The 25,717-nt window shown below is 54.4% G+C and carries 25 protein-coding genes and 4 tRNA genes; 15 read left to right on the plus strand and 14 right to left on the minus strand.

Annotated features, from left to right (window positions below; translation table 11 throughout):
- Positions 1-30 precede the first annotated feature (30 nt).
- Both F8N62_RS03170 and F8N62_RS03175 read right to left on the minus strand, forming a co-directional pair.
- Positions 31-723 (minus strand): sensor histidine kinase, encoded by a 693-nt coding sequence (locus tag F8N62_RS03170; protein ID WP_150709602.1) that lies wholly within the window; start codon positions 721-723, stop codon positions 31-33.
- Positions 720-2,324 (minus strand): tetratricopeptide repeat-containing response regulator, encoded by a 1,605-nt coding sequence (locus tag F8N62_RS03175; RefSeq protein WP_150709905.1) that lies wholly within the window; start codon positions 2,322-2,324, stop codon positions 720-722. The genes F8N62_RS03170 and F8N62_RS03175 overlap by 4 nt, the downstream gene beginning before the upstream one ends.
- Before the next feature lie 451 nt (positions 2,325-2,775).
- On the opposite strand from F8N62_RS03175, the gene F8N62_RS03180 reads away from it, so the two are divergent.
- Positions 2,776-3,987: a site-specific integrase gene (locus tag F8N62_RS03180; RefSeq protein WP_150709603.1), complete on the plus strand. Its 1,212-nt coding sequence runs from the start codon at positions 2,776-2,778 to the stop codon at positions 3,985-3,987.
- On the opposite strand, the gene F8N62_RS03185 is transcribed toward F8N62_RS03180, so the two are convergent.
- Positions 3,980-4,519, minus strand: a complete 540-nt coding sequence (locus tag F8N62_RS03185; protein WP_150709604.1) for a hypothetical protein — start codon at positions 4,517-4,519, stop codon at positions 3,980-3,982. The two genes, F8N62_RS03180 and F8N62_RS03185, sit on opposite strands and share 8 nt — an antisense overlap.
- A gap of 116 nt (positions 4,520-4,635) precedes the next feature.
- Here F8N62_RS03185 and F8N62_RS03190 point away from each other — a divergent pair, with 116 nt between their 5' ends.
- From F8N62_RS03190 to F8N62_RS03225, 7 genes are all read left to right on the plus strand, one after another.
- Positions 4,636-4,836, plus strand: a complete 201-nt coding sequence (locus F8N62_RS03190; protein WP_150709605.1) for a helix-turn-helix domain-containing protein — start codon at positions 4,636-4,638, stop codon at positions 4,834-4,836.
- Positions 4,833-5,225: a hypothetical protein gene (locus F8N62_RS03195; RefSeq protein ID WP_150709606.1), complete on the plus strand. Its 393-nt coding sequence runs from the start codon at positions 4,833-4,835 to the stop codon at positions 5,223-5,225. Before F8N62_RS03190 ends, F8N62_RS03195 begins: the two co-directional genes overlap by 4 nt.
- A complete protein-coding gene (locus F8N62_RS03200) occupies positions 5,222-5,512 on the plus strand; it encodes a hypothetical protein (RefSeq protein WP_122683289.1) in 291 nt (96 codons plus the stop codon). The genes F8N62_RS03195 and F8N62_RS03200 overlap by 4 nt, the downstream gene beginning before the upstream one ends.
- Positions 5,509-5,781 (plus strand): DUF3077 domain-containing protein, encoded by a 273-nt coding sequence (locus tag F8N62_RS03205; RefSeq protein ID WP_150709607.1) that lies wholly within the window; start codon positions 5,509-5,511, stop codon positions 5,779-5,781. Before F8N62_RS03200 ends, F8N62_RS03205 begins: the two co-directional genes overlap by 4 nt.
- Positions 5,778-8,684: a DUF927 domain-containing protein gene (locus F8N62_RS03210; RefSeq protein WP_150709608.1), complete on the plus strand. Its 2,907-nt coding sequence runs from the start codon at positions 5,778-5,780 to the stop codon at positions 8,682-8,684. Before F8N62_RS03205 ends, F8N62_RS03210 begins: the two co-directional genes overlap by 4 nt.
- A gap of 89 nt (positions 8,685-8,773) precedes the next feature.
- The gene (locus tag F8N62_RS03215; RefSeq protein WP_150709609.1) at positions 8,774-9,718 is read left to right on the plus strand and encodes a chromosome segregation protein SMC; all 945 of its coding nucleotides are present in this window, start codon (positions 8,774-8,776) and stop codon (positions 9,716-9,718) included.
- 219 nt (positions 9,719-9,937) lie between these two features.
- A complete protein-coding gene (locus tag F8N62_RS03225) occupies positions 9,938-10,303 on the plus strand; it encodes a histone-like nucleoid-structuring protein, MvaT/MvaU family (protein WP_150709611.1) in 366 nt (121 codons plus the stop codon).
- Between the two features lie 43 nt (positions 10,304-10,346).
- On the opposite strand, the gene F8N62_RS03230 is transcribed toward F8N62_RS03225, so the two are convergent.
- Positions 10,347-11,750, minus strand: a complete 1,404-nt coding sequence (locus F8N62_RS03230; protein WP_224791333.1) for a GTP pyrophosphokinase family protein — start codon at positions 11,748-11,750, stop codon at positions 10,347-10,349.
- Between the two features lie 248 nt (positions 11,751-11,998).
- Between F8N62_RS03230 and F8N62_RS03235 the strand changes: the two genes are divergently transcribed.
- A complete protein-coding gene (locus tag F8N62_RS03235) occupies positions 11,999-12,931 on the plus strand; it encodes a hypothetical protein (protein ID WP_150709612.1) in 933 nt (310 codons plus the stop codon).
- A 242-nt stretch (positions 12,932-13,173) separates the two neighbouring features.
- Here the strand turns inward: F8N62_RS03235 and F8N62_RS03240 are convergent, their stop codons facing one another.
- Together F8N62_RS03240 and F8N62_RS03245 are read right to left on the minus strand one after the other, a co-directional pair.
- Complete coding sequence (locus F8N62_RS03240; protein ID WP_150709613.1) at positions 13,174-14,304, minus strand: PIN domain-containing protein; 1,131 nt, start codon at positions 14,302-14,304, stop codon at positions 13,174-13,176.
- Between the two features lie 352 nt (positions 14,305-14,656).
- The gene (locus F8N62_RS03245) at positions 14,657-16,030 is read right to left on the minus strand and encodes an FRG domain-containing protein (RefSeq protein WP_150709614.1); all 1,374 of its coding nucleotides are present in this window, start codon (positions 16,028-16,030) and stop codon (positions 14,657-14,659) included.
- Between the two features lie 136 nt (positions 16,031-16,166).
- Here F8N62_RS03245 and F8N62_RS31470 point away from each other — a divergent pair, with 136 nt between their 5' ends.
- Positions 16,167-17,042: a TIR domain-containing protein gene (locus F8N62_RS31470; RefSeq protein ID WP_191632338.1), complete on the plus strand. Its 876-nt coding sequence runs from the start codon at positions 16,167-16,169 to the stop codon at positions 17,040-17,042.
- Positions 17,043-17,889: 847 nt separating this feature from the next.
- The gene (locus F8N62_RS03255; protein WP_150709615.1) at positions 17,890-18,450 is read left to right on the plus strand and encodes a hypothetical protein; all 561 of its coding nucleotides are present in this window, start codon (positions 17,890-17,892) and stop codon (positions 18,448-18,450) included.
- Positions 18,451-19,089: 639 nt separating this feature from the next.
- On the opposite strand, the gene F8N62_RS03260 is transcribed toward F8N62_RS03255, so the two are convergent.
- Positions 19,090-19,166 (minus strand) — tRNA-Arg (locus tag F8N62_RS03260).
- A 295-nt stretch (positions 19,167-19,461) separates the two neighbouring features.
- Between F8N62_RS03260 and F8N62_RS03265 the strand changes: the two genes are divergently transcribed.
- On the plus strand, positions 19,462-19,695 hold the full coding sequence (locus tag F8N62_RS03265) for a hypothetical protein (protein WP_150709616.1): 234 nt from the start codon (positions 19,462-19,464) through the stop codon (positions 19,693-19,695).
- Between the two features lie 22 nt (positions 19,696-19,717).
- Positions 19,718-19,897, plus strand: coding sequence for a PA3371 family protein (locus F8N62_RS03270; RefSeq protein ID WP_150709617.1), 180 nt, complete (start codon positions 19,718-19,720; stop codon positions 19,895-19,897).
- Here F8N62_RS03270 and phnN read toward each other — a convergent pair.
- Positions 19,872-20,444: a phosphonate metabolism protein/1,5-bisphosphokinase (PRPP-forming) PhnN gene (gene phnN / locus F8N62_RS03275; RefSeq protein WP_150709618.1), complete on the minus strand. Its 573-nt coding sequence runs from the start codon at positions 20,442-20,444 to the stop codon at positions 19,872-19,874. The two genes, F8N62_RS03270 and phnN, sit on opposite strands and share 26 nt — an antisense overlap.
- A gap of 386 nt (positions 20,445-20,830) precedes the next feature.
- Between phnN and F8N62_RS03280 the strand changes: the two genes are divergently transcribed.
- On the plus strand, positions 20,831-21,157 hold the full coding sequence (locus F8N62_RS03280) for an Arc family DNA-binding protein (protein WP_003178899.1): 327 nt from the start codon (positions 20,831-20,833) through the stop codon (positions 21,155-21,157).
- Positions 21,158-21,267: 110 nt separating this feature from the next.
- Here F8N62_RS03280 and mgtE read toward each other — a convergent pair whose 3' ends face one another.
- Positions 21,268-22,710, minus strand: coding sequence for a magnesium transporter (mgtE, locus tag F8N62_RS03285; protein WP_150709619.1), 1,443 nt, complete (start codon positions 22,708-22,710; stop codon positions 21,268-21,270).
- Between the two features lie 320 nt (positions 22,711-23,030).
- Between mgtE and F8N62_RS03290 the strand changes: the two genes are divergently transcribed.
- Entirely contained in the window at positions 23,031-23,549 is a 519-nt protein-coding gene (locus F8N62_RS03290) for a cell envelope protein SmpA (protein ID WP_150709620.1), read from the plus strand.
- A 19-nt stretch (positions 23,550-23,568) separates the two neighbouring features.
- Here F8N62_RS03290 and F8N62_RS03295 read toward each other — a convergent pair.
- The 5 genes from F8N62_RS03295 to F8N62_RS03315 all read right to left on the minus strand — a co-directional run bounded on the left by F8N62_RS03295 (position 23,569) and on the right by F8N62_RS03315 (position 25,670).
- Positions 23,569-23,645, minus strand: a tRNA-Arg gene (locus F8N62_RS03295).
- Positions 23,646-23,716: 71 nt separating this feature from the next.
- A tRNA-Arg gene (locus tag F8N62_RS03300) sits at positions 23,717-23,793 on the minus strand.
- Between the two features lie 108 nt (positions 23,794-23,901).
- Positions 23,902-23,992, minus strand: a tRNA-Ser gene (locus tag F8N62_RS03305).
- Between the two features lie 62 nt (positions 23,993-24,054).
- On the minus strand, positions 24,055-24,243 hold the full coding sequence (gene csrA, locus F8N62_RS03310; RefSeq protein WP_002554426.1) for a carbon storage regulator CsrA: 189 nt from the start codon (positions 24,241-24,243) through the stop codon (positions 24,055-24,057).
- A 185-nt stretch (positions 24,244-24,428) separates the two neighbouring features.
- Complete coding sequence (locus F8N62_RS03315; RefSeq protein ID WP_008033100.1) at positions 24,429-25,670, minus strand: aspartate kinase; 1,242 nt, start codon at positions 25,668-25,670, stop codon at positions 24,429-24,431.
- Between the last annotated feature and the right edge of the window lie 47 nt (positions 25,671-25,717).

Genomic DNA, 25,717 nt, shown 5'->3' on the forward strand with positions numbered 1-25,717 from the left:
CTTCGGCAGCTCCTACGGGGATTTTGATATTCAGGGGAGGTAGAGGCTGAATACTCCGCCACCCAACGGCCCGCCGTTGCTGATTTCGGTGCGCCCGCCGACGCCGTTACGCTGATGCAATGCGGCAATCCGCCCGGCGAAATACAGGCCCAGACCGGTACTGCCACTGCTGTGGTTGATGCCCTGCACGTAATCGGCCTGACGCTCGATCATCTCGGGCGGGTAGCCTTCGCCATCATCGTTGATCGTCAGCACCAGTTGCCCGGCCTCGTCACTGACGCTGATCAACACCGCGTGGCGAGCGTAGCGGATGGCGTTGTTGATGCAGTTGGCCAGCACCGACGCAATCAATTCGCGGTCGAAGAAACCCAGCGGGCTCAACGGGTCCACTTCATAGGTCGCCATGATGCCGCGGCTGGCAAACACGTCCTGATGGCAGGCCAGTTGCGCTTCGATGAAGTCATCGAGTTCGTGATAGGCCGGCTGCAACGGCAGCTGATTGACGCCGAGTTTGTACAGCCCCAGCAGTTGCACCAGCATGCCGTTGAGATGGGCAAACTCGAATTCGATCACGCCCTGCTCCGGCGTATGCCGCGCCGGGTCGGGCAAGCGCGACAGCCACTGGCTGTGAGCCTGCATCAGCATGGCCAGTGAGTTCTTCATGTCATGCACGGTGGAAGCAATGACCGTGGAGAAATCCAGTGCCGGTTCGTCTTGGCTCATCCGCTGAACGCCTTGATTTTCAGTTTCTGATAGCGCGCATGGCGCGCGTCGGTGTCGGGCATCATGCCGACCGTTTTCAAGCAGGCCTGACATTCTGCAAGTTCCGCCGACGGCACGCTGGTGTCGGTGCCGTGCAACAGCGACTGGGCAAAGTTCAGCGCGATGCTGATGTTCTTCGGCTGCAACGCCAGGGCTTTGCGGAATACCTCGCGCGCCTCGGGCAAGTTGCCCGCCTTGTACACGCGCACGCCTTGACGGTTGAGGTCCGCTGCCGCATTGCCGGAGTTGAGGATGGTCGGGTCGTCGGTCAGTTTGGCGATGCCCTGCATCACCGTCGGATCGTCGCCGTAGATCTCTGCGCAGTTTTTCAACATCGAGGCACCGGCGTCGGCCTGCCCGAGCATTTGCAATTGCTTGGCCACCAACAGCGCCGCCTCGGCGCTCATGAATTGCTCCATGCCATCGAGGCGCAGCATGGCTTGCTCGGTGAGTTTCTCTGCGGTTTCGGCGTCGTTGAGCAACAGGCTCGTGGCCTTCATCAGCCGTGCTCGAATCTGCAGGCCCGGGTCGGAAGGGTTTTCCTTGGCCACGGCACTCAGCGTCGTGTTGATCTCCAGCCGCGTCCGGGTATCCAGGCCCTTTTCGCTGCCCTTGCTGATCAGCGCGTGGGCCAGACCGAGGTTGCTCTCCGCGTCCTTGAAACGTGACTGCGCCCCTTGGCTGACCGCCTGCCGATACGCCTTGGACGCCGTCTCGAAATCTTCGTTGGTCATTGCCAACTTGCCCAGCAGCGCTTGCCGGCGCACGGCCAGCGGCGACAAACGAATCGCCTCTTCCAGCACCCGCTGCGCCGCTTTGGTATCGCCTTCGGCGACCAGCACATCCGCCATGCCGTCGTAGAGTGCCGGCATCATCGGGAACACTTTCAGGGCTTTTTCATAGACGCCTTTGGCCTGGCTGACCTGGCCACGCTTGAACAGCAACTTGCCCAGCCCGGCAAATGCCCACGGCAAAGGTCGATCGGCAATGATGCCGTCGTAAAGACGCTCCAGCGCCTCGTTCTGATTCAAGTCACGCAGGGCATCGGCGCGGTAGCGCAGGCACAGCGGGGAATAGCGGATGTCCTGCTTGCACAGCTCGATGCAGGCATTCAGCACCTCCACCGGTTTCCCCCGATCGAGTGCTTGCAGGATCGGCTTGAGCAAGGTCTTGCGTTGCTCCAGACGCTCCAGGCGCTGGGCCAGGCCCGAGCGGTTGAAGGGCTTGGTCAGGTAAGCATCCGGCTCGTGCTCCAGGGCGCTGAGCACCATGGCCTGACTGGTCTCTGCGGTGACCATGACAAACACAGCTTCATGGCTGATCAACTTGTCGACCATCAGGTCTTCAAGCACTTGCTGACCATTCTTCTTGCCATCGCCGAGGTGGAAATCCTGCAGGATGAAATCGTAGGCCTTCTGCGAACACATGCGCAGCGCCTGTTCGCCGGTGTCGGCGGTGTCCACATCCTTGACGCCCAACTCGCGCAACATGGAGCGGACCGAGCTACGGAAATCCGAGAAATCATCGACGATCAGAAAACGCTTTTGGTGATACGACAGCATCGAAGATTTCCAGGCAATGTTGGGAAGAAGATCATGACTGTCCGGGTTATCGGCCAGCAGGTGCATTCCCTTGAGATGAATCCTCGCGTCGATGGCGGCCCAAGCGCTGGTGACTGATATGTAGCCAAAAAGAGGGTAAACCGTGCTCAGGACGAGACAAACGGCACAAAAAAACCCCGCCCGAGCACTGCCCGGCGGGGCTTCATTTTGGCCTGATGGCTGCCTCCCTGCTGTCATGGAAAAATGCAGAGGGGAGAAAACTCAAGGCCGGAATTGTTTGGTGTCCCAGGGCAGGTTCGAACTGCCAACCTTCCCCTTAGGAGGGTCAATTTATAACCTAGCAGGCTTGAGGCAGCCCAGCAATTACAGGACTTTACGTCCGGTTGCGTCCGTAAAAACGGCGCCGTATAGTTCTTTTTGCTGCCACGGTGCTGTCACGGAGCTGTATTGCTTGAAAACGAAGATCACCCAGAAACTCATCAACAGCTTGGCCACTGAGCCGAAGGCTTACCGCGTGCATGACACTGTACAGCCCGGCTTATTCATCCGCGTGCTGCCGAGTGGGCATAAATCGTACATGGTCACCTGGGGCCGCAACAAGAATGCCACCCTCGGCCGCGTCGGAGTGGTGACGCTCGATCAGGCGCGCACCGAAGCCGCCCAGTATCTTGCCGATGCGCACGCCCATGGCGAGCCGTTGGCCATCGCTCAGGGGCGGAAAGGTGCCGCCCTGCCCTCCTTGCGCCAGTTCATCGACGACACTTATATGCCTTGGTTCAAAACGCACCACAAAGGGCATGAGAAAACCCTACACACGCTCGACAACAACTTCGAGGCGATCATGTCTCAGCGTCTCGACTCTATCACTGGTCGCGATCTTGAGCAGATCCGCACCGGATGGATGCTGTCAGGCAATAAGCCATCAACGGTCAACCGCAAAATGGGCTCGATCAGCGGCGTGTTCAGCCGGGCCGTTGAATGGGAGTACATCTCCGCGCATCCGCTGACCAAGCTGAAACAGCTCAAGGTCGACTCCATGGGGCTGGTCCGCTATCTGGATGCCGATGAGACCAAGCGCCTGCGCGAAGCGCTGGACGCGCGCCAAGACGAAGCGCGGGCCGAGCGCGAGACTGCGAACAAGTGGCGGGCAGACCGCGACAAAGAATTGATGCCGAGCTTGCTGGAATTGCCCTTCACCGACCACCTGAAGCCCATGGTGCTGGTGTCGCTGAATACCGGAATGAGGCGCGGCGAGCTGTTCGACCTGAAATGGTCAGAGGTGAACTTCCCCACTAAGACAATCACCGTTGCCGGCTCCACCACTAAAACGAGCGACACGCGGCATATCCCGATGAACAAGGAAACCTTCGGCGTGCTGGATAATTGGAAAAAGCAGGTAGGAAAGTCTCGATACGTTTTCCCGAGTCAGGCCGGTGGCCGCCTGGAGGATGTTAAAAGTGCCTGGCTCAATCTGCTGGAGCGCGCCAAGATCGATGGCTTCCGCTGGCACGATATGCGTCACGACTTCGCGTCACGCCTGGTAATGGCCGGCGTACCGCTCAACACGGTACGGGATCTGCTGGGGCACGCCGATATCAAGATGACACTCCGGTATGCCCACTTGGCGCCGGAAACAAAAGCCGCGGCGGTTGAACTCATTTAGCCAGAGAATGAGCCCGCATACTTTTGTAATCGGCATAGCCCGGCTGAAGCGGCTTGTTGTTTGCCAGAAACCTCACATATTCCTCAACAATTGGCCACTCCTTCTCTACCAAGGCAAGGTTCACCCGAGGCTGCATTAGCGGCTTGAACCCAAACTTCTCTGTCGAACCATTCAAATCCCCGAAAACATCGAACTCCCCATCGAAATACTTATCGCCATTGATAAACATAGCGACCATCGATAACTCCTCTCCGGCGAAATCAGGCCCGAGCGTTCCTGCGCGTAGCTTGTAGAGAGTTTCATTCTCCGACCAGATCGCAGTGAATGCGACCATGAAACTGATTTTTCCCAGATCCTTTTGCGGAGCTTTAAACGGGTTCGTGATGGTTCGGTCATTCATCCCATTCTCAAGGCATGACTCTAGGATCTTCACGATTTTCTCGTTGCTAGATGCCGCCAGCAGTTCAAGCGCAGCTTTAAGGTAGGGGTCGACCCTCGCCGATAGAACAACCTTCTTCGAACGATTTGCCATTTACTCGCCTCGCGATGTCTACAAACTTTTTGCTTGCAGGTGATGTTACTTACAAATAGGATGTTTACGTCCGGACCAGTATCGTACAGTCCGCCCCACCGATCAAGGACAAGCTAATGAACCACCCCGAACACATCGCACCTCTTGCAGTTAGCGTGGAAGACGCTGCCCGCGTGGTTGGCTATTCAAGATCAGGAGTTTATGAGCTCATCGCTTCTGGCGACCTTAAGGCTTTCAAACTCGGACGGCGTCGTCTGATTTTGATGACTGAGCTCAAGGCTTGGATTGAACGCGCAGCAAAGGAAGGCGCCCGGTGAACGCGGTAGCGGTCGAGGGGGCAATACTGGCCGGGAAGCTCCCTAGAAGACTGGCCCTAGGACTGGCTTTAGTAGAAAGAAGTGTCGAGCCAGTGTTCGTACCACTGACTCGACTGTCGCACAGCAAATCTGAGCAGACCACAATGCAACCGCCAAAGCATATCACCATCCATTTGATAGACCATAAGGGCGTGATCCTTGATAGGCACAGCTTGTCGAAAACGACACGTTTGATTGACCTTGAAGCACTCCGCTGTCGTGGCGTCTCTAGAGTGGAAGTACCGCGTGCTATCTCCACTAAGCAAGATATGGACTCCGCTGAATGGGCAGGCTTCAGCGCTCAAAAAAACAAAAATGAAGACTTTGGAATCGCAGGGGAGCATCAATGAACAATGTCCTGAGTTTCACCCTGCCCGAAGATCTGCTCTGCGTAGACAAAGGCGTTGAAGCCGGTGTGCCGATCGACGCTATCACCTGCGCAATTGCACGCGCTGACTCGGTGTTGACCCTACTCGAAGACCACTTTGAAAGTGAAGGCGACAGACCTCGATTAGCCAATCACGTACTGGCAGCGGTTATTTGGGACGTGCGCGGCACCTTGGGCCTCATCAAAACCCTCACGCTGCATGGTGACGCCTCCTCTGTTCCTATGGCGCAGAAAGGCGGTGCGCTATGACGCCACCCACCACACTTGGCCGAGCTGCGTTTACACGCGTGAACGCTACTAATCAGAAGCTGTTTCGAGTCAACGCCGGTATACCGGTCGAAGAAGCGCTGGAGATGGCTTCGCAATTCCAGCAGCACGCCAACCAGCTCTCTTTTGAAGCTGCCATGAGCGACCACGGCGAACGTTTCAGTTGGCCTGCTCTGTACCTGGGCGAGATGGCCAAAGCCCTGATCGACGACATCAACGACGCGCTATTTGCGTCAAGGGTCGACACATGACCCAACACAAAAATACCACCAGTAAACGCCTCAGTTTCGCCGACGTAAAAGCCGCCGCGCTGAAAGACATTGATCGCGTCCTGTCGCACTGGCTGCCCAACGGCAAGCGCGTGGATGGCGGCAAGGAATACACCGCCCCGAATCCGACCCGCAGCGATAAGCGCGCCGGGTCGCTCAAGATCAGTTTGAGCAAGGGCACGTGGGCCGATTTCGCCACCGGCGACAAGGGCGGCGACCTGATCGATCTGGTGCGCTATCTGGACGGCGGTACCGACGTCGAGGCCTGCAACAAACTGGCTGACTTGCTGAGCATCTCACCCGGCGGCTCCCAAGCCAAGCCAGCGCCCGCCAAGACAAAAGTGCCTGAGTGGATAGCCATTCAGCCGATCCCCGCCGAGGCCATGAACAAGTGCCCGGCCACGCATCGGCAACACGGCGCGCCGTCCAAGGTTTGGATTTACCGAGACACGCAGGGTCAGCCGCTCATGGCGCTTTACCGCTTCGACCTTGGTCCGGATGAGGACGGCAAGCCGAAGAAGGCTTTTGCGCCACTGACTTGGTGCCAGCGCGCCGACGGCCAAACCAACCAATGGCGCTGGCAGGGTCTGCCAGAACCGCGTCCACTGCTGCGCCTTGATGAACTGACCCAGCGCGCTGATGCACCGGTTGCCCTGTGTGAGGGCGAGAAAGCCGTGGACGCCGCCTCTGAACTTCTGCCGGGTTACGTGGCCACCTGCTGGCCGAACGGTTCCAACTCCTGGCACAAAGCCGATCTGACACGGCTCAAAGGCCGCCACGTGCTGTTGTGGCCGGACAACGATGTCAGCGGCAAAGCCTGCATGGAAGCCGTTGCCGATAAGCTGCGTGAAATCGGCGCCGCGTCGGTTAGGGTCATCGCGCAGGAGGTGTTCAAACGCAAGCCCACGCTGAAGAACGACCGCGCCGCCTTCGCCAAAGGTGGTCAATGGGATGACGGCGACGATGCGGCCGATGCGCTCGCCAAAGGCTGGACAGCCGCTCATATTGCCGAGCTGGAAAGCAGCGGTGAACTGTTCGGGTTGGCTGTCGTAAAGCCGGTACCCGATCACAACGAGACCAAGCCGGAACCGAAGGCAAAAGCAGCAGCCAAGCGTCCCGTAAAATCGAAAAATGACCTGATGCCCGGAGGCTTTCGCCTCACCTCCGAAGGCGTGTTTTATGCCAGCGACGACGGCGAGGCGCGCCCCGTGTGTTCGCCTCTGGAAATACTGGCCCGCACTCGCGACGACAAAGGCCAGAACTGGGGCCTACTGGTGGAATTCGACGATCCCGACGGCGCCAAGAAACGTTGGAACATCCCGGCGCGCACCATGACCGGTGACTTCGGCAAAGACGTGCTTGGCCCGTTGGTGGACATGGGGCTGCGTCTCGCCGGTAGTCGCTCCGGACGCAATGCACGCAATGACCTACAAAGTTACCTCGGCGGCTTCGACAGCTCGCAACGGGCACGACTGGTCACCCGCTTGGGCTGGCACGACAGCGCCTTTCTGCTGCCAGAGCAACAGGTCGGCGCACACAGCGAACACTTGCACTTTTACGAGGCGGGTTCTCAGCTTCCGCCGATCAACGAAGCAGGTTCGCTTGAGCAGTGGCAGGAGCAAATCGGCGCACTGTGCGTCGGCAATCATCGATTGGCGTTCGTCGTCGGCGTGGCCTTTGCTGGCCCGCTGCTGCACATGCTCGGCCATGAGTCGGGTGGCTTCCACTTGTACGGCGACAGTTCAGGCGGCAAGACCACGCACCTGCAAGTTGCTGCGTCGATCTACGGCGGGCCGCGTCTGGTGCGTTCCTGGCGCTCCACCGACAACGCGCTGGAATCCATCGCCGCCGCGCACTCCGACGGGCTCCTGGTGCTGGATGAAATCGGCATGTGCGATCCACGCATCATTGGCGAAACGGTGTACATGCTCGGCAACGGCACCGGCAAGGCGCGAGCCAACGACCGAGGCCAGGCGGGCCGACAGGTGCAGGAGTGGCGCTTGCTGTTTCTCTCTACCGGCGAGAAGACGCTGGCTCAACACATGGCCGAAGCCAACAAGGAACTGAAAGCGGGCATGGAGGTACGCATGCTCGCTGTTCCGGCCGATGCGAGCAAAGGCCTCGGCATGTTCGACGCGCTCAATGGTTTTGATGACGCAGCGGCTCTGTCCGACGCACTCAAGGCACGGGTAGCGAAGTACTACGGCACTCCGCTCACCGCCTTCCTCACTGCGTTGTGCGAACCGGGCAAACGTCATGGTTGGTCTGCCATCCTGCGCCGCACGCTGGAAGGGTTTATCGCCCAATCGCTACCGGCCTCGGCCAGCGGACAAGCGCACCGTGCAGCCGTTCGTTTCGGCCTCGCGGCGGCAGCGGGTGAGCTGGCCACAGCGATGGGGATCACCGGCTGGCCCGACGGGACCGCCACCACCGCCGCTCGCGTGTGCCTCAACGCATGGATGAACGAGCGTGGCGGTGCCGGGAACTTCGAGGGCGATGCGATCCTGGCGCGGCTGCGCCAGGTCATCGAGCGCTTCGGCGAAAGCAGGTTCACCCGCTGGGAATCAGCGGCGGCAAAGATCGACGAACACGGTCCGCGCACCATCGACCGCCTCGGCTTTCGCAAGACGCTCGAGCACGGACTGGGCGACTCCCTTCACACCACCAATACCTACTACGTGCTGCCCGAGTCATGGCGCTCGGAGATCTTCCGGGGCATGAACATCAATGCAGTGAACAAGGAGCTGCTACAGCGCGGCGCCCTGGAGCCTGGGAGCGATGGCAAGGCGTATAGCTTAGTCCGTCTGCCCGGTCTCGGCCCGCAACGCTGCTATATCGTGAAGACGATTCCGGGTATGGATGAGAGCGAGGCTCGGGCTGCCTGAAGGCATCTCCGCTGATCGAGGTAGCGCCGGCTTATTCCCGGCCTCGCCAGCCGCTCACCCTCCAATCGAATTGAACCGAGACTAAAAAAATGAACGAGATTCAAGAACTTAAAGACCGCCGTGACCAACTGCTGACCGAGGCAGATCGACTGCACTCCGAACTGCTGCCACTTGAGGCCGTGCTGGAAAGCGAGGACCCAATCGAACCAGATCGGAAACGCGAACTACGGGACAAGTACAACGAGCTGAAAAGGAATTTCGACTCGCGCAACAACAATGCCGATCTTCTAGATCGGAAGATCAGTCGCCGGGAGAACCTCGCCAATTGCGATTTCCTGATGGCGGGTTACATCGAGGAGATGGATAACTGGACCGCAGATGAGCAGGAGCTTAACGAAAAGCGCCAAAGCCTCAGTACCCGCCTGGAACAGATCCAACAGCAGGCAGTAGAGGACATGGCCAAAGCTCGCCAAGCCGAAACGGAAGCTGCCACTGCGTATGCGCAGGCGGTCGCATGGGGCGATACCGAAGGCGAGAAGACCGCCAACGCCGAGGCCCAAAAGGCCGCAAAGAACCTCACAGCGGCCGCCGAACATAATCGTCGGCAGAATCTGATCATGGCCGCTCTGGACCAGGAGCTGGTCACCGTAGATAAATACATCGTCGAAGCACAGGAAAAGCATAAGGGGATAGAACGCACCGCCCTCTGGCTCTCGCAGACGGTACTGGAGGAGCAATGGAACGAGGCCGCAAAAGCGTTGTTCGAGGTGGGCGGAAAGCTGTGGGCAAATTACAGGCTGCTGGGACTTGATCAGGTAAACCTTATGAAACTGGCCGTTCCAGAGGAAGGCGAAAACTTCGGGAACTGGACGTGGCAGGAGCTTTCCGACCGCTCGCGCCAATACGCCGCGAAGGACTTACTCCAGCTCAACGAGCTGCCGATACCGCAACAGCCTGAACAAATGAGCGAACAGGAACAACGCGAGGACGAACGCAATGAACAAGCCAATACAGAACAGCGCGAGCTGGTCTGACACGCTCAAAATTCGGAAAGCTCATCTGAATGCCTTGCTGAAAACCATCGACGCGCGTCCGGGCAAAACCAGTCAGATACAAACGCTGACCGTCAACGCGATCAAAGCGGAAATGGTCCACATTGATTGCCAACTAAGTCGCAGGTAATGACGCTGAACTTGTAACCAGTATTACTATCTTAATAATCACGCAAGACCCCACAGAACAAGGGAATCAAAATGTCTAAACTTGCTGAATACCGTCAGCTGGAAAAACATCTCGCCGAGCAACTCGAGGCACTGGAAGCACTGAAAGGTGATGATGGACTGAAAAAAGAAATCGAGTTCGAAACGAAACTACGAAAGCTGCTCGAGCACTATGGCTTCAGCCTAAAGCACATCATCAATTTGCTGGATCCGCACCCAACGGCCCGCCGCCAAACCGCAGCTCCGATCGCCAGCACACGCAAGCCTCGCGAACTGAAGATCTACAAAAACCCAAATACCGGTGAAGTCATCGAAACCAAGGGGGGGAATCACAAAGCGTTGAAAGAGTGGAAAGCAAAACACGGTGCCGACGTCGTAGAGGGATGGCTGAAGAAGTAAGACAGCTTCACCTGAAAAAGGGCCCAGGCGGGCCCTTTTTAGTTCATCCCGCCTCTTGGCTGCGGGCCTTTTTAGGGTGATCTGGCTGAATAAGTAACTTCAGTTGCTTCATCACTTCACGTAACTCTTCTGAGGCCGCCTTAATGCTTTCCTGCTTCGGCATATCAATCCCATGGACAAGCCGATTTCGGAAATCTTGAATTCGCTTAGCTGCCTGGCCGAGCGTGGGTCCGGTTTTTGGAAAATATTGATGGAGCATCGGAACCAAACGCGCGGGTGCCCACAGCTTGGAATCACCGGAAACCTCTTTCAGTAACGTGGTGAGCAGCCGCTCATAGTCCACCCACAACTGAATGAACTCACCGATTGCCTCCTGCTGCTGACGAGTCTCGCCCGTCACCAAAGATACTGCAGGTGTAGGCTCTACTCGTCGAATTTGCTCATATGTGGCGTACCGGCCAGGATCCTCGATCAGAACTTGGTCTATCACTTGCTCAGACAATGGGCGTTTCTCGAAGTCGTTATGCAGAGGCTGCACGTACTGAGCTAGGGTTTCGGGCTTGTTCAAGCCCAGCGACTTCAGCAGGTCAAATAATGTATCAACCCTACCCATCGCCGCTTCTGTCACGGTTGCCTCACCCAATGCAGCTCTAGCGAGTTCTATCAATGACGCCGCCAAGTCATAGTGATTAGAAAATTCACGACCTTGAGTAGACGCTCTTTGCTCACCAGCTCTTTGCAGCCGCTCTAGCGCAATTTCGCCGGACAGAACCAAGCCATTAAGCTCGTCTAAAATTGAATACTCTTCAACCGACAACTCACCTTGAAGCGGCTTGTATACCAAGTCATGCTCCACCTCTGACCATGCATGCATAAGCACAGAAGCGACCTGAATCTCGACTTTTGCCTCGGCATACCGCTGGTTGGAGTCATACAACGACGCCTCTCTCAAAACCACACGATAGTGCGTGGCCCAGTATCCAGAAAAACGTTTTTTATAGGATGGTGCTGCGGCTGTTGGAAACTCTTTTGGTGCCTCGGTAAGATCGAATAACGCTTCAATTATGCGACCGACCTCTTGCCGCTCACCAGGAAAGTACAAGGCAACCCGAACCCCTGCTAGGTCAACAATATCGTCGAAAATCGCAGAGACGGTCCCATATTGGCGTTTCAACGCGCGTTGTCTGACCTTTGCCTCCAGACGGGTCGGGTTTTTCGCTCGTGAGGTAACAATTGCCCGCACGCCGGCCGACCGCAAATTAGCCTCTAGGCTCTGAGCGACCATGCGACAGGCTTGTTCGTAGAAATCGTATTCCTTGCGGTAGCGGGCGATAAACTCTGAGACGAGATCCAAGATATTCTTCCATTGAATTAAGCTGCCGCGCGCCATCGACATTACACTTGCCAAGCGCTTAGCTGAATAGCATACAAGGTAGCGGATAGCCACCACTATGTCTACGAATGGCCTGCTCCCCTGACAGCGGCAAATAGTTATTCGATAGAGTTAGCCAGCTATGCCTCGTTCTATATGTCGAATAGCTAAGGGGAAGGGTTATCGCCTTCTACCGCCTTCTACCGCCTGCTCCCGGTCGAGACGACAGGCAGCAACCGGTCAAAAGCGGACGATCGACATCGCTTTGATATAATGGTATTGCAGAGGTAGGCAATTTTATTTTCCCACATTAGGAGCTTCCAGTGGAGCAAAGTAGATCAGAACATATATTAGCCTTAGCGAAAGAGCTATTGGACGACATTGAACTAAGCAGGCTGCCTGCTGAGTCCTTGCTTTTGAAAGCATCAAGATTAGCCCGATGGGTCGGGTCCGACGAAATCAAATATTGGATCAGCCTGGAGATGCAAGGGTACAACAGCACCAATGAAATATCGCTTAAATTTATGGGGCTTACAGGCAGATGGAAAAACAGAGATGAAATGAAAGGCTACTGGGGACCTCTCGCGCAGCAGGAGGCCGCACTCGCAGCCCAAAATATAAAGTTAAGATCTCTAACTACCCCCGACACTAGTGGAGACTGGGCGTTCCGTGTAATGAACATGCACCAGGAACAGTTAAGTGATACGACCAATATTATATCCACATTAAGCGGCATTAAAAGCCGTGTTCTTTCGATCCTTCATAATTTTGTTTCCGCAATATACTACGAAAAAGAATTTGACAGCCTGTCTGAATCCATCTTCGAAAAATATAAAAGTGACGTAGATAGCCTAATATCCACAAACTGTGGCGATGTCTTAGAACAGATACCATCGGTAATGTCTAGGTTGGCAGAAGGGAATGCGGAATCTATCAGTCAAGCATTGACTACAGTCAGAAGAATAATTGATTCCTTTGCAGACTCTATTTTTCCAGCTAGAGAAACCACGATCAACATTGGTGGAAATGAAGTTACACTTGGCGCCAACAAACATCAAAACAGGATAAATGCATTCGTTAATGAGAAAATAGAAAGCAAATCGCGCAAAGTTAAGATTCGTCAAAATCTCGCAAACCTTTATGATCGAGTATCGACAGGCGTTCATAATGATGTATCTGCCGAAGAAGCTAGATCGCTATTTTTAAACTGTTATCTGTTGCTGGGTGAAATTCTGCATATCGGTGAAGCCCAGTAGTTATTTATTCGATTTATCGTATCGAGCTACACTCTGGCTTAGGCACAGAACTCAAAATAGCATTTGAAATATTTTTAGGTCGATTGCATCCTGTCGCGGCAGGCTGCAATCGGCCAAAAGAGGACGACACCTCAAACTTCCTATTGGCTTTAAGTAGACAGTCAGGAGTAGCCGAAGCCGAGCCCGTTCCTCTTACCGACTGACTAATAAGTCGGATCAATGTTTGTTAACGATATTTGAATCTATTTAAGCGTATTTGGGAAAAGATTTTTCAACCGCCTCCCCTTTTCCACCAAGGAGAATTTTTCAACAGAAAACCCATTGCATTCTTCTGTTACTTGATTGTATGTGAAGCTTGCAAGAAACCCAGGTCTAACATACATGATTACAGTGGCTATTCCGTGACTCTGATCTGCATCGTAAACAGAGTCGCTGCTCAGTATTAAATCACGATGGTTTTCAAACTCCCTGGCCGACATGTCAATTTTCAACTCAACGATTCTCAATTCAAATAAGCACGACACATAGACCTCATTATTTCCTAGGTCTTCGGTTTTGACAAAGTAAAAATCCTCCAAACCCTCGACAATCTCTGCGGTAATTGGAGAGGAGTTCGCGAGGATGCCGACATTCGAAAATAGACGCTCGCTTAAGACGGAGGCCAATCTGCTTTCTACATGCTGCAAAAACTGAACAGCATTTTCCTCTAAATATCTAGAAAATTCATTTTCTGCTTTATTGCGATCCAGCGCATGCTCGTGTGAGTCTACATGCCCCCTCAAAAATTCTTGAAGTGACGTCACCAATTGCAAGTTACAAAGTAGTTGTTTTGACGTTATATCTTGCAGTAGATCATCATGAAAACAGCCTTTATTTGCGCCCATAAAATCACTTGTGTTTCCAGTGATGAAAAACACATCTCCAGCGATCCTATTTTCTTTTAAATAATCAAGAAGCGAAATCCAGATTAAGGTATCTCTAAATCCTTTTTCATTTTCACGAAACGGCCTTATTTTGAGCATGGCTCTTTCGGCTATAAGTGTCTGAGAAATGCCTTCATACTCAACAATTTCAAGACACTCCGCTCTGTCGACTAGCACTGACTTTAAGTCATATGAATTAACGCTTTCATGACTCGTTGCTTCCACCACTACGGCTGGAGCCAGCTGACTAAGAGTACTTGAGATGCTGCGTATGTCTCGATAAGCCTCTTCAAGAGCACGACGATGCAGATTTTCGACTTCTTGTATAACCAGTCGCGAGACAATCAAAGCCCCACTTTCATTGTTTAAATAATGAAATAACAGGCGTAGTGGCGCAGACCGAAGAAACCAATTATTGTGAAATATATTCGTATCCAAGAAAACATACATAAACGCGAACCGTACGTTGCATACAATTCCATCATATTAAAACATTCAGTTAATTTTGTCGCTTTAAAAAAGGTTGATTTTCCACTTGCTTCGTGAGTAATGTAATTGGATTCCTTGGCTCGTTACGTCTATCCGTAGCAGCGGGAGTCCCCTCCCCCGTAACTCCCTAACCGAGGAGAAGCGCGGAATCCTTAAGGAACGACCCGCTGACCTCAAGGGGAAAGGAGATTCCAAGAGTGAGTACTTTTGGCCAATTTTAACCCTTCGTGACTGGCAGAAAACGGTCAATTGTAGACTCTAGCCTTTCGACAAACATCCCAACAACCTGCTCTTCTATGTCCGCTCGAACACGCTAGTAGGACTCGCCCCAAGTAGCACTTGGATCAGAGGTAAGATCAATACCGTTCTGAACGTATAGGCCGGGTTCGACATATTTCAACCACCGGTCCTTCAACGAAAGATCAATCCGGCCAAGTAAGCTGAAATTCTCTGCGTGATCCGCCCCGCACGTGCAGTCGTCCTCATGCGTAACACGCTCCCAGCCACCATTGCTGTCGATCCGGTAGTGCAATCCATAGAAGCGTCCAATGCCCATGATGCGAAGTCCCGGATGATCAATGCCATACTCAAAAACACAGACAATGTCTTCAGGCATCTTCACGATTCCCACGCCCTTCCCATATCGTGTGTCCATCCCATGGTAAACAAGACCATCCAGCTCGATAGAGATCTCATCGTACTCTTCAAGCAGCTTGTTGATCTCTGGAAGGATGAAGCGAGGCGTACTAGCTCCATGATACAAGGAGCTACCACATAGAAGCTGGGCCATTTGTGTGGCGGTCGCGGTCTCGCAAGCTGGCGGAGGCGGAAGATCTCTGGTCCAGAACGGTCGATACATCGCACTCCGAGGCGGCATGTGCTTTTGAAGGTGCCAGGAGTACTCTGGAAGCTCCAGTGATCGCCGGAAGGCTTCGATGCCGTCATCCGGGACGTGTCGCAACTTTTCCCATGGCATCGCCAGCAGCTCGCGATACACAGGATCGTCCGAAGGTTCAGGGAATAGCCAGCCAACGCTATACTCCCCCGCAAAGTTGCGCAGAACCTCTGCCGACGCGGTGATATGACAAAGGATGCAATCACCACTTAGACCACTCTGAATCAAAGGGCCAACCATGTACGCGTCTTGTCGCACGTATCGCGGAGCTCCCTGGTCTGTGGCGATTTCTGATAGGTGAACTGCTTGAATTCCGGACTGTCGAAGCGACTTCTGGCTTATTAGGTAGAGGTGACCTATGCCCTCGGTTGGTACAAAGCACGCATTGAGTGTGCGCAGCCAGACCGGGTCTTCGAAACAGTCTTCAACCAAATTGACTTCCATCTTTGACTCAAACTTATTGCTTGCAAACCAAGCGGCAACGCGCGGATCACCTGAAGCATCTAGGAAGAACGAGCGAAACCCGTAGTGCTGTAGGATCGCTTGGTTGGTGGCTATATCGCCGGTCTCCTTCCAGCCGAGTACTAGATGCTGCAGAGCCCTCTTTGCGTAATAGGTCCACTTAATCATCAGATCGGGCACGCACCCCTGACGCTGAAATGAGGTTGGCAATGAAGGGAGACCATTAGAACTGGGGTAGTGCTGGACTTGCCCCCTGTAAAGAACGCCGGGTCCAAATCGTTCAATAGTCACCCTGAGCTCTTCAAGTGTCTCGCAGTGCAGCGTTTCCATGCCCCCTCCCTTTTCCCGGTACTCAGGCTCGGCCGGCCCCCGGCACTGACACAGCTTAACCCAGACAGCCTCCGCTATCCTTGCCTATAGGTGATAATGTCCTTTATCACACATAGGATAAGAAAGGATTCACCCGATGGCCCGAGCTCAACCACCAGCCGCCCCCCTCAATCCAAAACTTCAGCTTTCTCCTACGGTCATCCAGCGGGGAATTGAGCGTCTAGACAAGTGTATTAGCGACCTTTCGGATTTCGATGTTCGCACTATGGTCGATGGCGAGTCTTCACAGTTGGACTCGTTGAGATTAATCATCAAAGACATTCTGGAGCGCTATTTTGGTGAAAACACCTCGGCTTATAACCGCTTCATCAGTGCTGCAAATCTTCGCTATGGCGGGGCAATAGAGATTCTCAGTGGCCATGTTCCGGATTACAACGGCAACACACGCAAAAATATCAGCCAGTCTGTTGGGTTACTTAAGGCCGCTCAAGAAACGCTGATAGAAGACCTTGCCGAGCATGAATCGTCTTCGTTGCTTCCGGAGGTACTGAAGCACGAGTCGAAGATATTATCGCGCCGTATTTTTGTGGTGCATGGGCACGAAGAAGGTGCGCGGGAAACGGTTGCTCGTTTCCTAATGCAACTGGGCTTCGAGCCGATTATCTTGCATGAGCAAGCCAATCGGGGTGGTACGGTCATGGAGAAAATCGAAAAGCATGGGGACGTGGGGTTTGCCGTGGTGCTGCTGACGCCCGACGATGAGGGGTGCGTCAAGGGCGGCACGCCGGAGCCGCGAGCCAGGCAGAACGTCTTACTGGAACTGGGCTATTTCCTAGGCCGCCTCGGACGCGACAAGGTGTGTGCACTGAAGCGCGGTACAGTGGAGATTCCCAGTGATTTCGCCGGTGTGGTCTGGGAGTCCATGGAAGGTAATAGCTGGAAGCAAGCCTTGGGCCGTGAACTTGAAGCCGCCGGTCATGAGATCGATTGGAACAAAGTCATGCGGGGCTAAGTGCTGGGCTTCCCTAGGTTCTTGGCGATTGAATACATGCGTAACACCTTTCCGCAGTGTTACACCAAACACAGGTGAGACTCCAAGCAGGTGTTACTAAATTTTTAGCCTTTAAATTCAATAACTTAAGTAAATTTGTAACACACGTAACTCACGTAACACCGTATTTGACAGGTATCTGCCCCGCTCCCCGTTAGCAATGAGCTCCACCAGCGAGACGATCCCATCAGGAACCGGAGCCCCTGATGCATTAAGACACACACGGGGTCGGAAACCCGCAAGCTCAGCGGGCTGGTCAAAGAAAAAATTCGGTTAACAGTTAACTCGGGTTAACAGGCACCCAAATTGTGCCGGGGCCCCTGAGGAATTACCCTCGACACGGGGCGAGTAACCCGCCCGATCTTGGTAGCGGAAAAGTGCCCAGCTTAGTGAACAGGTGAACTGGGTGAACTGCGGTTTACCTGTGCATCTGCCCTATAGCTTTGGAGGTGGTCTGGGACCCTGGGCAATTGCGATTGGTACGGGGCAGAAAACCCGCGCGATCTCGGTAGTGGCTGATTTTTCTACATTGGTTGACAGGTTGACTCGGTTGACAGCTCGGTGTGTGCGTAATCAGCAACACAAAGGGTCATCATTACCGATGCGGTAACGATGACCCTTTTTCAACCGAATTCTTTCAATTTCAACGACTGAAATTTCAGTAACTTTGGAAACCTCCCACTAACTCAGTCACGCGGGTTTCCGACCCCGTGTCCTTGCAAATCTCTCAGGGTCCCCGGCACCATTCGTTCGACACAGAAAGCAGACCTAATCAATTGTTCAACAGCTTTCAAACAGGGAGTACACATTGGAAGTCAGCCATTACTACAACAGGGTAACCGCTAACACCGGCAATTCATGGACGCTTGCTACACGCCTCGGAGACATGATCTACAAGGCCGAACAGATGTACGGACAACGAGACCAATCCTGGACGGTGCTCGGTGTCGAGTTCGGAGGGGATATACCTCGTATCTGGTTCCCGCAACCTGGTAAAAGCATTGTTATCAAACTCGCTACAAACGCCTTGGACGACTCCATCATCGCCTGCTACCAGCTGGCACACGAATGCATACACCTGTTGGCCCCATGCGGATCAGCACTAGTACCCGTTATCGAGGAGGGTCTCGCTACGGTTTTTTCTGAGGATTACGTAGCGCACGTTTTGAACGGGCATGTCGTTACAGACGAAGCTCCATACATTAACGCTGCGGCGCTGGTGCGAGAGCTGCTTACCATCCGTCCCAATGCCATCTTAAGACTCAGGGAGATCGAGCCTGCCTTTACAAAAATGACTCCCGAGACATTTCGTCAGGCAGGTATAGAAGATCAGGACTCACTGATAGAAAAATTACTGGCTCCCTTCTAGCACCAGCGTATTAGTAGGCCGACCAATTCCTGTAGCTGAGCAAGACGTCCGACGCGGTGTATCCCCATTTGTATCCCGAACTGAATACAGCCTAATAGACGCCAATGATTTCGGGCGTTTCAGCTCTACGTTCAATTGACCCCGCGAAATCGACGTTACGGGTGTTACACGCGTTACAAAACATCACATCCTATTGATACATATAGGTTTTATTAATGTAACGAGCAATCAAAAAACCCTATCGGTAGGGTGTTACGCTTCCGAAAGGTGTTACATAAAACATAAAATAAGCCCTTATCCCCTGCTGGCGGGCTCCGCACAGTCCACCGCGATGTATCGCGGGCTTAGCCGCTCGGAAGGGGCGGGGGGAGCATTGAATTGCTCCCGGGATGCGTCTAGATATGCAATTGAGACGGCAAGGTGACGACAAAGCGTCGTGTCAACGAAGTGAATTTGTAAGAGCGGAAATGAGCGCTAGATCATCCCGGAGCGCGACCTGCTCAAAGGCTCGATGACGGAGAGCAGTAAAACGGTGACATGAGAACTTCAAACGGCCAAATCACAAAGCCCGTTGCTGTCACTCTGCTGTCACAGCTTTCAGCTGATAAAGACGGACCAGGCTGTAAGCATTGAATTATATGGTGTCCCAGGGCAGGTTCGAACTGCCAACCTTCCCCTTAGGAGGGGGATGCTCTATCCAATTGAGCTACTGAGACACGAGTCGTCTGCACCAAGGTATGCAGTGCGATAGACGGCCTGCATGTTAACGGGCGGGTCCGCTTTTGTCATGTCGTCCGTTGGGCTTTTTAAGTGTAGGCAGGCGCCTCCCGATGGCGCGGGATTTGTTTACCGTGCATTTTGCATTACTGCAAAATGCCACCCTTGCAAATTGCAATGCGCACACCTTCGCCGCCGACCCTAATTTGTTGTTTTTAAAGGATTTAATAGCCGATAAACTGTTGGCACGTCGGCTGCTTAAGCTGTTCGCACAGAACAACGGAGGCCGGCCTCATGAACAGTGCACTTTTAATCTCGAACGCAGTCGCTCTGGCGGTTGTGCTGGGTTTTCATTTTACCCCCGAGAACGGCGCTGAGCCGGTCGCGCAACGCATGCCGCATTACCTTCAAGTGCAGAAAGCGCCGCAATTGGCAGTATTGGGTGATCGCCACGGCTTCTTCAACCAAGAGGTCAGCCAGGAAAATGTCTTGGTGCCGGCGCCGTCTTCCGAACGTCTGATATTTTGAGCCAACCCATCAGGAGCACAGTATGTCCAAATCAGCCGCAGGTTTTTTCGTCCTGGCTTTGTTAAGTGGCATTCTTCATTTGTCACTGGTCGAGGATTCTGTGGTCACTCTGCCCCTCATAGCTTGCGCAGTGTTTGCAGCGCTGTTCGTGCTGGCACTGATTGCGGGTCGCAAGTTCAAGTTTGACCCGGTGTTGCGCTAATCCGGATCAAGTTTAAAAGCTCGCGGACTGTCGTGGACAGTTCGCCGGAATTGTCGAGTAGATGGATGGGCGTTTCCTCGACTGATCGCTCAGTTGCAAATAATCCATTGCGGTGCAACCTCGCCTCAATCTCGGCGAGACTTTCCCTGCCCCGCCGAAGCAAGCGTTCACGCAGTACCTCCTCCTTCACCGTCAGCAGGACCGGAAGCAGCGTCGGATAGCGACTCATGGTTTCGGCCAGATGCCCACGGGAGCCGTTAACCAGAACGTCGCGCCCCTCCTTCAGCCACTGGTCGATGACGATAGGAATACCGTAATCCAGGCCATTGGCATTCCAGCACAGTGCGAAGTCGCCTGCGCCGTTGCGGCGCGCGAACTCTTCGCGGGAAACGCCGATGGCGTCTTCTCCCACCGATTCAGCGGATCGCGTGATGACCCGACGCACCACTTCGCAATCGAGTGCCCGCAAAGGCTCTCGTGCTGCTTCGATCAGGCTGTCCTTGCCGGCTCCCGAAGGTCCCATCAGGTAAATCAACCTGCCATCCATCCTGAAACAGCCCCCATGACGTGGTTGCCACTAGTAAATCGGCCAATTGCCACTATTCTGTACCAGGTAAGGAATCGTGATCGAATCCGCATAGCATGCACCTTCAGGCGTCCTCGGACATCACCCGTTGGGCAACAGGACGCGGACAGCAGTTCGGACCAGGGGGATCTTTTCAAACCAGTCCGCATTTCTGATAATTGGTGCTGGCATAACGCCTTTATCCAGTTCAATATTTGTCACAGAATTGACGCCAATCAACTGGCTACTTTGAGGCATGATGCGAGCCTCTATCAATTCAGGTTGAACATTTGGCCGGAGTCCTTGTCCTATCAGACATCCTGCGGCCAATCCCGAGAACCGCTCCCCTGAACTAACCGGTTAAATATATGCGCCCATTGAAACAGGCAATTTATTCCAGCCGTACGGCTGACAAGTTCGTCGTACGTCTGCCAGACGGAATGCGTGAACGCATTGCCGAGGTGGCTCGCAATCATCATCGCAGCATGAACTCCGAAATCATCGCGCGCCTTGAACAGAGCCTTATTCAGGAAGGCGCGCTGGGCGAAGAACTGAGCATGCGCCTGGACAGCCCGGAGCTGTCGCTACACGAACGTGAACTGCTGCAACGCTTCCGCCAGCTCTCGCACCGCCAGCAGAATGCTCTGGTTTCGCTGATTGCTCACGATGCCGAGATGGCCGCAGACGCTTCCTGATTTTCATTCGAAAGCCCAAGCCAGCTTAATCGCTGGCTTTTTTTCGCCTGAAATCCGGGCACAAAAAACCCGCCGATTCAGTTTGAATTGGCGGGTTTTAAGGGTCTGGATCAGAGCAGGAAGATTGTTGCCAGCCCGAGGAAGATAAAGAATCCCCCGCTGTCTGTCATGGCTGTGATCATCACACTGGCGCCCATCGCCGGGTCGCGACCCATCTTCACCAGGGTCATGGGAATCAAAACCCCCATCAATGCCGCCAGCAAAAGGTTGAGCGTCATCGCGGCGGTCATCACCACGCCCAGCGACCAGCTGTCGTACAACAGATAAGCGACCATACCGATCACGCCGCCCCACACCAACCCATTGATCAAGCCGACGGCCAATTCCTTGCGCATCAGGCGTGACGTATTACCGGTGCTCACCTGATCCAGCGCCATCGCCCGGACGATCATGGTGATGGTCTGGTTACCCGAGTTGCCACCGATGCCCGCAACGATTGGCATCAATGCCGCCAGTGCCACCAGCTTCTCGATAGAACCTTCGAACAGACCGATCACGCGAGACGCGAGAAACGCAGTGACCAGGTTTACCGCCAGCCAGGCCCAGCGGTTACGCAGGGACTTCCAGACCGATGCGAAAATGTCTTCCTCTTCACGCAGACCCGCCATGTTGAGAACTTCGTTTTCGCTCTCTTCACGAATCAGGTCGACCATTTCATCGATGGTCAGACGGCCGATCAACTTGCCGTTCTTGTCGACCACGGGCGCCGAGATCAAGTCATAACGTTCGAACGCCTGAGCGGCATCGTAGGCATCTTCATCCGGGTGAAAGCTCACCGGATCACTGGCCATGATCTCCGCTACTTGCTTGTCCGGGTCATTGACCAGCAATCGCTTGATCGGCAACACGCCCTTGAGCACGCCGTCGTAGTCGACCACGAACAGTTTGTCGGTGTGTCCCGGCAACTCCTTGAGCCGGCGCAGATAGCGCAAAACCACTTCGAGACTGACATCCTCACGGATCGTCACCATCTCGAAGTCCATCAGCGCACCGACCTGCTCCTCGTCATAGGACAATGCCGAGCGAACGCGCTCGCGCTGTTGTCCATCGAGGGTTTCCATCAGCTCGTGGACGACGTCTCGCGGCAGCTCGGAGGCCAGGTCAGCGAGTTCGTCGGCGTCCATGTCCTTGGCCGCGGCCAGGAGCTCGTGATCGTCCATGTCGGCGATCAGGGTTTCACGAACCGAGTCGGATACTTCGAGCAGGATGTCGCCGTCGCGATCAGCCTTGACCAATTGCCAGAGCGTCAGACGATCGTCCAGCGGCAAGGCTTCAAGGATATAGGCAACGTCAGCGGAGTGCAGATCATCAAGCTTGCGTTGCAGCTCGACGAGATTTTGCCGGTGCACCAGGTTCTCGACCCGGTCGTGATGCGGACCTTCCTGGCGATGAGTCAGGTCTTCGACCACCCGCTGACGCTGCAACAGCTCAACAACTTGAGCGAGGCGGTCCTGCAGGCTTTCTTGCGTTTTCTTTACTTCAACTTCGGACATAGGCGAACTCCACTCCCAGCAGCGGGGCACGCCGGAAGGATCAATCAGTCAATTCATGATTGGAAAAACGGTTTACTGAGTAACTACTGGGTAAGTCCATGGAGATATTCCACAAGCCCCGGCGGGGCTGACGGGCGCAATGATACACCGCCCGACGGTTTTAAATGTTAAAAAATCGTGGCTGAAACAAGCGCTTGCGAGACAAACCTGAGCACCGTCCTGATCCATGAAAATGCGACGACTCATTCTGAAAAGAAAACACACCAGCGCCACACAATGTAGCGGCTACCCTTGAGTCAGACCGTCATGGAGGACGTTTGATGCGACTGACCGCACATTGTTTTTTGCTGCTCGCCCTGCTCTGCCTGCCACCCGAGGCGATTGCCACCACCGTTCACCGCTGCGAGGCAGCCAACGGTCGCATCACATTCACCACGCTGAGCTGCCAGGCCGGGGATAGCCTGTCGTTGCAGGATGTGCACACGTTCATACCGGGCAGCACGGTCGCGCTGATGCCCGAAGCGCAAAGGCGAGAAACATCAGGTATGAATATCAAACGCAGGGAGCCGACAGTCGTCGGCCAAAGCGAAGACCGTTGTGGAAATCAGATCAACGCCCGAGAGCGCCGGGAAGCGATCATCAATCAGCGGATTGTCGCCGGCATGAGCCAGCAAGACGTCGAAAGCGCGCTCGGCAAACCTGACAAGGTCAGCATTCGAAATTCAGCCACGACTTATCGGTACGACCAGAAGCGCGGCCGTAGCGCACACGTCGAGTTCGATGAGAAAGGATGCACCCAAGGAAAAGCCAAATCCCGGACGGCAAAAAGCCCGCGTTAAACGCGGGCTTTTTGGTGTTTGGTGCACTCGACAGGATTCGAACCTGTGACCGCTCGGTTCGTAGCCGAGTACTCTATCCAGCTGAGCTACGAGTGCATGTGTGGTTTTATACCAGATCACAACTGGTTGAAGCCAAGTCATTCACATTACTGCAAACAACTCTTAAATGGTGCACTCGACAGGATTCGAACCTGTGACCGCTCGGTTCGTAGCCGAGTACTCTATCCAGCTGAGCTACGAGTGCATTTGTTGCCGCGCATTATAGGCCGTCGAATCTTTTTGTAAAGCGCTTTTTTCTAGTAATTTCAACAACTTACCGAAGAAGCCAGATTACAACGTACTACGCAAATAATGGCGGAGAACGGGGGATTCGAACCCCCGACACCCTTTTGAGGTGTACTCCCTTAGCAGGGGAGCGCCTTCGGCCACTCGGCCAGCTCTCCGCAACACGGGGCGTATATTAACCAGCTTCTTCCCCGTTTGCAAACATAAAAAACGATAAAAATTAATGGCTTGGTTCTTCGTCCTTCTCTTTCTTTATACGCAGGTAAATTTCCTCACGGTGGACCGCAACCTCTTTCGGGGCGTTGACACCGATACGCACTTGATTTCCTTTGACGCCGAGCACGGTCACGGTGATTTCGCCATCACCGATAATCAGGCTTTCTGCGCACCGACGAGTCAGAATCAGCATACCTTTCTCCTCACGCATTCATTTCAGGGACAACAGTCTGCAAAAAAAAGGCACCCGACCTACAACCGCAGTGGTCGCAGCCCTACATGCCTGAGTATTGACCAGCGCGGACAAAAGAACAGCCTCGGACCACGCCATTCAAAAAAACAAAGGGCGCGGTCAGACCGCGCCCTTCGGCAAACGCATCACTCGCCCGTGCGGGCCGGTGCGTCCAGTTCGAAAGCCGTGTGCAGAGCGCGCACAGCCAGTTCCAGGTACTTCTCTTCAATCACCACCGAAACCTTGATTTCCGAGGTCGAGATCATCTGGATGTTGATGCTTTCCTTCGCCAGGGATTCAAACATGCGGCTGGCTACGCCTGCGTGGGAACGCATGCCGACGCCGACGATCGAGACCTTGGCGATCTTGATGTCGCCAACCACTTCACGGGCACCGATCTCGCGAGCGGTGTTTTCCAGCACGGTTTGTGCAGCCTGGAAGTCATTGCGGTGCACGGTGAAGGTGAAGTCGGTGGTGTTATCGTGCGCAACGTTCTGCACGATCATGTCGACTTCGATGTTCGCGGCACTGATCGGGCCGAGAATCTTGAATGCCACGCCCGGGGTGTCTGGCACGCCACGGATGGTCAGCTTGGCTTCATCGCGATTGAAAGCGATGCCGGAAATGATCGGCTGTTCCATGGTTTCCTCTTCATCAATAGTAATGAGGGTGCCCGGACCCTCCTTGAAGCTGTGCAGTACGCGCAGCGGAACGTTGTACTTGCCGGCGAACTCGACCGCACGGATCTGCAACACCTTGGAACCGAGGCTGGCCATTTCCAGCATCTCTTCGAAGGTAATCTTGTCCAGGCGCTGAGCCACGGACACGACACGCGGGTCGGTGGTGTAGACGCCATCGACGTCGGTGTAGATCTGGCATTCGTCAGCCTTCAAGGCTGCCGCCAGCGCTACGCCGGTGGTGTCGGAACCGCCACGACCGAGGGTCGTGATGTTGCCGTGCTCGTCGACGCCCTGGAAACCGGCGACAACCACCACGCGACCGGCCTTCAGATCACCGCGAATCTTCTGGTCATCAATCTGCAAGATACGCGCTTTATTGTGAGCGCTGTCCGTCAGAATCCGCACCTGATTACCGGTGTAGGACACCGCTGGCACGCCGCGCTTGATCAGTGCCATGGCCAACAGTGCGATCGTCACCTGCTCACCGGTGGAAACGATCACATCCAGTTCACGCGGAACCGGTTGGCCGTCACCACTGATTTGCTTGGCCAGATCGATCAGACGGTTGGTTTCGCCGCTCATTGCAGACAGCACGACCACCAGGTCATCGCCGGCATCGCGGAATTTCTTAACCTTGTCGGCGACCTGCTCGATTCTCTCGACAGTACCGACCGAGGTGCCTCCAAATTTCTGTACGATCAAAGCCATTTCAAAGCCGCCTATGCCCATGAAGGGCGCCCAAATTATCACTCAAA

This window comes from Pseudomonas fluorescens (genome assembly GCF_902497785.1).
Classification (GTDB): Bacteria; Pseudomonadota; Gammaproteobacteria; order Pseudomonadales; family Pseudomonadaceae; genus Aquipseudomonas; species Aquipseudomonas fluorescens_BO.

Excerpts from the sequence above, each read along its gene's own strand:
- F8N62_RS03170 (WP_150709602.1), bottom strand. The coding sequence starts at position 723 with ATGAGCCAAGACGAACCGGCACTGGATTTCTCCACGGTCATTGCTTCC.
- F8N62_RS03240 (WP_150709613.1), bottom strand. The coding sequence starts at position 14,304 with ATGTATGTTTTCTTGGATACGAATATATTTCACAATAATTGGTTTCTT.
- F8N62_RS03215 (WP_150709609.1), top strand. The coding sequence starts at position 8,774 with ATGAACGAGATTCAAGAACTTAAAGACCGCCGTGACCAACTGCTGACC.
- F8N62_RS03205 (WP_150709607.1), top strand. The coding sequence starts at position 5,509 with ATGACGCCACCCACCACACTTGGCCGAGCTGCGTTTACACGCGTGAAC.
- F8N62_RS03185 (WP_150709604.1), bottom strand. The coding sequence starts at position 4,519 with ATGGCAAATCGTTCGAAGAAGGTTGTTCTATCGGCGAGGGTCGACCCC.
- F8N62_RS31470 (WP_191632338.1), top strand. The coding sequence starts at position 16,167 with ATGGCCCGAGCTCAACCACCAGCCGCCCCCCTCAATCCAAAACTTCAG.
- F8N62_RS03225 (WP_150709611.1), top strand. The coding sequence starts at position 9,938 with ATGTCTAAACTTGCTGAATACCGTCAGCTGGAAAAACATCTCGCCGAG.
- F8N62_RS03270 (WP_150709617.1), top strand. The coding sequence starts at position 19,718 with ATGTCCAAATCAGCCGCAGGTTTTTTCGTCCTGGCTTTGTTAAGTGGC.
- F8N62_RS03290 (WP_150709620.1), top strand. The coding sequence starts at position 23,031 with ATGCGACTGACCGCACATTGTTTTTTGCTGCTCGCCCTGCTCTGCCTG.
- phnN (WP_150709618.1), bottom strand. The coding sequence starts at position 20,444 with ATGGATGGCAGGTTGATTTACCTGATGGGACCTTCGGGAGCCGGCAAG.
- csrA (WP_002554426.1), bottom strand. The coding sequence starts at position 24,243 with ATGCTGATTCTGACTCGTCGGTGCGCAGAAAGCCTGATTATCGGTGAT.
- F8N62_RS03175 (WP_150709905.1), bottom strand. The coding sequence starts at position 2,324 with ATGCTGTCGTATCACCAAAAGCGTTTTCTGATCGTCGATGATTTCTCG.
- F8N62_RS03265 (WP_150709616.1), top strand. The coding sequence starts at position 19,462 with ATGAACAGTGCACTTTTAATCTCGAACGCAGTCGCTCTGGCGGTTGTG.
- mgtE (WP_150709619.1), bottom strand. The coding sequence starts at position 22,710 with ATGTCCGAAGTTGAAGTAAAGAAAACGCAAGAAAGCCTGCAGGACCGC.
- F8N62_RS03280 (WP_003178899.1), top strand. The coding sequence starts at position 20,831 with ATGCGCCCATTGAAACAGGCAATTTATTCCAGCCGTACGGCTGACAAG.
- F8N62_RS03200 (WP_122683289.1), top strand. The coding sequence starts at position 5,222 with ATGAACAATGTCCTGAGTTTCACCCTGCCCGAAGATCTGCTCTGCGTA.
- F8N62_RS03245 (WP_150709614.1), bottom strand. The coding sequence starts at position 16,030 with ATGGAAACGCTGCACTGCGAGACACTTGAAGAGCTCAGGGTGACTATT.
- F8N62_RS03210 (WP_150709608.1), top strand. The coding sequence starts at position 5,778 with ATGACCCAACACAAAAATACCACCAGTAAACGCCTCAGTTTCGCCGAC.
- F8N62_RS03190 (WP_150709605.1), top strand. The coding sequence starts at position 4,636 with ATGAACCACCCCGAACACATCGCACCTCTTGCAGTTAGCGTGGAAGAC.
- F8N62_RS03315 (WP_008033100.1), bottom strand. The coding sequence starts at position 25,670 with ATGGCTTTGATCGTACAGAAATTTGGAGGCACCTCGGTCGGTACTGTC.